General features: G+C 70.1%; 4 protein-coding genes and 1 rRNA gene. 2 read left to right on the top strand and 3 right to left on the bottom strand.

Translation table 11 applies throughout. The features are described 5' to 3' along the window. Window positions 1-88, bottom strand: a 16S ribosomal RNA gene (locus ACIBW6_RS19375); the annotation flags it as partial. Window positions 89-794: 706 nt separating this feature from the next. On the opposite strand from ACIBW6_RS19375, the gene ACIBW6_RS19370 reads away from it, so the two are divergent. After that, complete coding sequence (locus ACIBW6_RS19370; RefSeq protein ID WP_399061058.1) at window positions 795-1,244, top strand: PTS glucose transporter subunit IIA; 450 nt, start codon at window positions 795-797, stop codon at window positions 1,242-1,244. An 81-nt stretch (window positions 1,245-1,325) separates the two neighbouring features. Then, the gene (gene ptsP, locus ACIBW6_RS19365; RefSeq protein WP_399061056.1) at window positions 1,326-2,996 is read left to right on the top strand and encodes a phosphoenolpyruvate--protein phosphotransferase; all 1,671 of its coding nucleotides are present in this window, start codon (window positions 1,326-1,328) and stop codon (window positions 2,994-2,996) included. Window positions 2,997-3,062: 66 nt separating this feature from the next. Here ptsP and ACIBW6_RS19360 read toward each other — a convergent pair whose 3' ends face one another. Together ACIBW6_RS19360 and ACIBW6_RS19355 are read right to left on the bottom strand one after the other, a co-directional pair. Further along, complete coding sequence (locus ACIBW6_RS19360) at window positions 3,063-3,968, bottom strand: hypothetical protein (RefSeq protein WP_399061054.1); 906 nt, start codon at window positions 3,966-3,968, stop codon at window positions 3,063-3,065. Between the two features lie 103 nt (window positions 3,969-4,071). Beyond that, on the bottom strand, window positions 4,072-6,045 hold the full coding sequence (locus tag ACIBW6_RS19355; RefSeq protein ID WP_399061052.1) for an acetoacetate--CoA ligase: 1,974 nt from the start codon (window positions 6,043-6,045) through the stop codon (window positions 4,072-4,074). Window positions 6,046-6,197: the final 152 nt, after the last annotated feature.

The following is a 6,197-nucleotide window of genomic DNA, read 5'->3' as shown; positions in this document are numbered from 1 at the left end:
TCCACCCCGAAGGGCTTCATCGTTCGACTTGCATGTGTTAAGCACGCCGCCAGCGTTCGTCCTGAGCCAGGATCAAACTCTCCGTGAATGTTTCCTCGGCCAGTAAATGAATACAGCCGGGTGACACCACGAGAGCGGAACAGACAGGAGGAATAATCCCGTCCGTCCTCAGCGTCCTCGCTGTGCGCCTACCGGCCGGTGAGACCGGAAGGACTTTTTCAAAGGAACCTCGCCCCAACCGGAACCGGCTGGAGACGGGGTAATCAACATATCTGGCGTTGACTTTTGGCACGCTGTTGAGTTCTCAAGGAACGGACGCTTCCTTTGTACTCACCCGAGAGACTCTCTCGCGGCTTTCCTCCGGGCGCTTCCCTTCGGTCTTGCGTTTCCGACTCTATCAGATCTTTCCGATCCGATTTCCTCGGGGTCCTGCTCCGCTTTCCGGGAATTCGCTTTCGCGTTTTCCTTTCCGGCGGGATCGAACTCTACCAGTCTTTTCTCGACCCTCTGACCAGCCGTCCGCGGACATGCGGAAGCCGATCGAAGATAAGGTGACTTGATAGATGCTGCCGGGATGAAGGACGCTCGTGGGCGTCGGTCTGCCCCAGGCAGGGGTACGACAGTACATGGGGGCGAGGCTTCGACGCAAATCGTTTGCCGGGCGCCCCTACGTCCGCCAACCGGGACCTCTCGTGCGGAACCGGGACTTTTTATGACTTACGCTTCTGAACAGTACGCCGTCCAGCACAGATAAGGGCGGCGACCATGAATCTCCGCCCCCTGGGAGGCTTGCCATGACCAGTGTGACGTCCCCTCTTGAAGGACGCGCCATCGGGCTCTCCGCCGTTCCTGACCCGGTCTTCTCCGGTGCGATGGTCGGCCCCGGCACCGCCATCGACCCCGTCCGCGAGCCCTCCGAGGCCGTCGCTCCCGTCAGCGGCATCGTCGTGTCTCTGCACCCGCACGCCTTCGTCGTCGTCGACGAAGAGGGCCACGGTGTGCTGACGCATCTGGGCATCGACACGGTCCAGCTCAACGGCGAGGGCTTCGAGCTGCTCGTCAACAAGGGTGACACCGTCCAGCGCGGTCAGTCCGTGGTCCGCTGGAACCCCGCCGCCGTCGAGGCCGCGGGCAAGTCGCCGGTCTGCCCCGTCGTCGCACTCGAGGCGAGCGCCGAATCGCTGTCGGACGTCGCGGAGAGCGGCGACCTCAAGGCGGGCGCCGCCCTCTTCAGCTGGAAGTGACGGGACGCCGGCGCCGTCACTGGCGGTCGGCAGCACAATCGACGCGGCGGCTCGGTCCGCCGCACTATCGGAGACGGTGAGATGGAGACAACGCTTCGAGGCGTGGGCGTGAGCCACGGCGTGGCGATCGGCGAGGTTCGGCACATGGGGACGGCGGTGCTCGAGCCCCCGGCCAAGCAGATTCCGCCGGAGGAGGCCGAGCGTGAGCAGGGGCGTGCCCGTCAGGCCGTCGAAGCCGTCGCGGCCGACCTGATCGCCCGCGGCAACCTGGCCGGCGGCGAGGCCCAGGCGGTGCTCGAGGCCCAGGCCATGATCGCGCAGGACCCCGAGCTCATCGCCGACGTCGACCGTCGCATCACCGTCGGCAGCAGCGCCGAGCGCGGCATCTACGACGCCTTCTCGCACTACCGCGAACTGCTCGCCGGTGCCGGTGAGTACATGGCGGGCCGGGTCGCGGACCTCGACGACGTGCGGAACCGCATCGTGGCCCGCCTGCTCGGCGTGCCGATGCCCGGCGTGCCGGACAGCGACAAGCCGTACGTGCTCATCGCCCGGGACCTGGCGCCCGCGGACACCGCGCTCCTCGACCCCGCGCTCGTGCTCGGGTTCGTGACTGAGGAGGGCGGGCCGACCAGCCACAGCGCCATCCTCGCCCGCGCTCTCGGGGTGCCCGCCGTGGTGGCGCTGCCCGGCGCCGGTGAGCTGGCCGAGGGCAGTGTCGTGGCGGTCGACGGCAGCACGGGTGAGATCTTCGTGGAGCCGACGCAGGAGAAGCGGTTCGAGCTGGAGGCCGCGGCAGCCGAGCGCAAGGCCGCCCTGGCCGCCTCTTCCGGTCCGGGTGTCACGTCGGACGGGCACAAGGTGCCCCTGCTCGCCAACATCGGTGGTCCCGCGGACGTCCCTGCGGCCCTCGACGCGGGCGCGGAGGGCGTCGGTCTCTTCCGCACCGAGTTCCTCTTCCTGGACGACAGCAAGCAGGCTCCTTCCGAGGAGAAGCAGGTCGAGGCGTACCGGCAGGTTCTCGAGGCGTTCCCCGAGGGCCGTGTCGTGGTGCGGGTGCTGGACGCCGGCGCCGACAAGCCGCTGGACTTCCTGACCCCCGCCGACGAGCCCAACCCGGCTCTGGGTGTCCGTGGTCTGCGCTCGCTGCTCGACCACCCCGAGGTGCTCCGTACGCAGCTGACCGCGCTGGCCAAGGCGTCGGAGGGGCTGCCGGTCTACCTCGAGGTCATGGCGCCGATGGTGGCCGACCGGGCCGACGCCAAGGCGTTCGCCGACGCGTGCCGGGCGGCCGGGCTGCAGGCCAAGTTCGGTGCGATGGTCGAGATTCCGTCCGCCGCGCTGCGGGCCCGGTCCGTGCTGCAGGAGGTCGAGTTCCTGTCGCTGGGCACCAATGACCTGGCTCAGTACACGTTCGCGGCCGACCGCCAGGTCGGTGCCGTCTCCCGGCTGCAGGACCCGTGGCAGCCGGCGCTGCTCGACCTGGTCGCGCTCTCCGCGGACGCGGCCAAGGCCGAGGGCAAGAGCTGTGGCGTCTGCGGCGAGGCCGCGTCCGACCCGCTGCTGGCCTGTGTGCTGACCGGTCTGGGTGTCACCTCCCTGTCCATGGGTGCCGCGTCGATCCCGTACGTCCGGGCGACGCTCGGCAAGCACACGCTGGCCCAGTGCGAGCGTGCGGCTTCCGCCGCTCGTGCCGCGGACTCTGCCGACGAGGCGCGCGCGGCCGCGCAGGCGGTGCTCTCCGGCGAGTGACCGCGGGATTCCGCTGTTCCTGAGGGCGCTCCACCTGTGGGTGGGGCGCCCTCAGGGCTTTGTGGGTCAGGGGCGGTGCCGGTGGCGGTTCTCGGGCTCCGTGTCCTGTACTTCGGGGGCGGTGCAGTACTCGACGCCGGGTTCTGGTGCGGTGAGGTCGCCCGAGGATGCGTCGGTGCAGTACGCGTCGAAGACCTGTGCGGCGGTCAGTTGCCGCAGCCGCTCGTCCTTGAGGCGCCAGCCGTAGACGCGGTCGCTGTCGTCCGCGGTGGTGCGGACGACAAGGGCGCAGGGGCTGCCGGTGACGACGGCCAGGGCCATCACGGTCGTGAGCTCCATCGCCGCGGTCTCCTCCAGGCGGACGGAGCCGGGTGCGCCGGCGTCGATGTGGAGCACCGACAGCAGCATCTGCTGTCCTACGGGGACGCTGCACACCCAGTGGTGGAGGCCTCGGCCGATGGTGTCGATCACCCGGGCCACGAGGTACGAGGCGCGGGCGAAGGCGGCTCGGCCGATGTCCTGGCCGCAGACCGCGCAGGATCCGGTGCGGGCGAGGACGGAGGAGGCGTACTCCCAGGTCGCCCGGCGGACGGCTTCCTCGACGAGGTTCGGAACGAGGTCGGCGAGGGGCTGGCCCTCGTACGGGAGGGAGGGGCCGGTCGAGGCCAGCTCCGCCGTGAAGCGGGTGCGGCTGGCCGGGGTGTCGGGTTCGAGCCCTGTGCCGGCGCAGAATTCGGCGTACTCCTCGGGGTCGAAGAGGGCGACCGTGGTGTGGCCGCCCGCGGCGGCCAGGGATTTGAGGACCGCTTCGACCTGTCGTAGGTACGCCGTGTGGTCGTCGAAGGTGAAGCTGCGGTAGCGGCGCATCTGCGTGAAGTCGTGCTCGTCGGCCAACAGGCCGATGGTGCCGGCGATCTCGCGGCGCAGGATGTGCCGGGCGCCGCTCGTCCGGCCGTGCTGGGTGTCGGTCATGGTTCCCCCTGGGTGAGCTGTCGATCAATGCTCACTCAGAGTAATCACCGGCACTGACAATCGGCCTGGCGTCCGGCCCCGCGCGGCCGGACGCCGGGCCGCGTCAGGCGCGCTTGCGGGCGATCTCCTCGTAGAACCGGAGAAGTTCGAGGTCGTCGACGGAGCCGGGGTTGACCGCCTTGTCGAACGGGGCGCCCTGGAGCAGGCGCTTGACCGGGACTTCGATGCGCTTGCCGGTGAGGGTGTGCGGGACGCCCGGGGCCTCGATGATCTCGTCGGGGACGTGGCGCGGGGAGAGGTGTTCGCGGATGGTCCGTTTGATGCGGTCGCGCAGGTCCGCGTCGAGGGTCGCGCCGGGGGCGAGGTGGACGAAGAGCGGCATCCAGTAGCCGCCGTCGGGCTGTTCGACGCCGATGACGAGGGACTCGCGGATCTCGGGGAGGCGCTCCACCGCTTCGTAGATGTCGGCGGAGCCCATGCGGACGCCCTGCCGGTTGAGCGTGGAGTCGGAGCGGCCGTGGATGACGACGGAGCCGCGGGAGGTCACGGTGATCCAGTCACCGTGGCGCCAGACGCCGGGGTAGGTGGCGAAGTAGCTGTCGTGGTAGCGGCTGCCGTCGGGGTCGTTCCAGAAGTGGATGGGCATGGACGGCATGGGGCGGGTCACGACGAGTTCGCCGACCTCGTCGACGAGCGCTTCGCCGGCGGGGTCCCAGGCCTGGAGGTCGGTGCCGAGGCCGGGGGCCTGGAGCTCTCCGATGTACACGGGGAGGGTGGGCACGGCTCCGGCGAAGCAGGAGCAGACGTCGGTGCCGCCGCTGACCGAGGCGATCCAGAGGTCGGGGCGGACCTCGTCGTGGAGCCAGCGGAAGCCGTCCGGCGGGAGCGGGGAGCCGGTCGTGGCGACGCAGTTCACGCGGGACAGGTCGTGGTCTCGGGCCGGGTGCACGCCGGCCTTGCGGCAGGCCATGACGTAGGCGGCGGAGGTGCCGAACAGGGTCGCCCCGGTCGCCTCGGCGACGGCCCACTGCGCGCCGGTGTCGGGAAAGCCGGGGCTGCCGTCGTAGGTGACGATCGTGGTGCCGGTGAGGAGGCCCGAGACGAGGAAGTTCCACATCATCCAGCCGGTGGACGTGTACCAGAAGAAGCGGTCGTCGGGGCCGAGGTCGCAGTGCAGGCCGAGTTGTTTGAGGTGTTCGACGAGGATGCCGCCCTGGGACTGGACGATGGCCTTGGGAAGGCCGGTGGTGCCGGAGGAGTAGAGCACCCACAGGGGGTGAGCGAAGGGCACCTCTTCGTAGAGCGACGGTACGTCGGCGCAGGTGAGGTCCGCCCAGGCGAGGGCGCCGTCCGGGGTCGCCGTGCCCAGGAGGGGGATGTGCACCACGGCGCGCAGCGAGGGCAGTTCGTCGCGGAGTTCGGCCACGGTGTCGCGGCGGTCGTGCTCTTTGCCGCCGTAGCGGTAGCCGTCGACGGTGAACAGGACGACGGGCTCGACCTGGCGGAACCGGTCGAGGACGCTGCGGGCGCCGAAGTCGGGGGCGCAGGACGTCCAGACGGCGCCGACGGCCGCCGTGGCCAGGAAGGCGATGACGGCTTCCGGGATGTTGGGCAGGTAGCCGCTGACGCGGTCTCCCGGGCGCACACCGCGGTCCCGCAGCTCGGCGGCGAGCGAGGCGACCTGCCTGCGGAGGTCGGCCCAGGTGACGGTGCGCTGCTCGTGTGTCTCGTCCACGTGCAGGATGGCGGGGGTGTCCGCGCGCGCGGGGTCGTCGGCCGTGCGCAGGGCGTGGGCCGCGTAGTTCACGGTGGCTTCGGGGAACCATTCGGCTCCGGGCATCGCGCGGCTGCCGAGCACGCGCGCGTAGGGGTGCGTGAAACGCACGTCGAACCAGTCGGTGACGGCTGCCCAGAAGGTGTCGAGTTCGGTGACCGACCAGCGGTGCAGGGCCTCGTAGCCGCCCTCGGCGGGCGCGCCGTACCGGGTGGCGGCCCAGGCCTGGAACCGTGTGACCTGCGCGTCGGCGATCTGCTGCTGGTCGGGCTGCCAGAGCGGCGAGGGGTTCGCTGGGGTCATGGTGCGGCTCCTGGGAAGTACGCGGTGTGTGCGTTCTCGGCGCGCACGGGCCGGGGTGTGCGCGCGACGCGGCTGACAGGACGATGTCATGTGATCGACTCCGGCACCAGGGTGCCCGCCACACAGTCAGGCTGATGAAGATGTGTTGTGGC

Source organism: Streptomyces sp. NPDC049813, from assembly GCF_044465085.1.
Taxonomy (GTDB): domain Bacteria; phylum Actinomycetota; class Actinomycetes; order Streptomycetales; family Streptomycetaceae; genus Streptomyces.
Note: the sequence above shows the minus strand (reverse complement) of the source record. Positions and strands in the feature narration are given on the sequence as shown.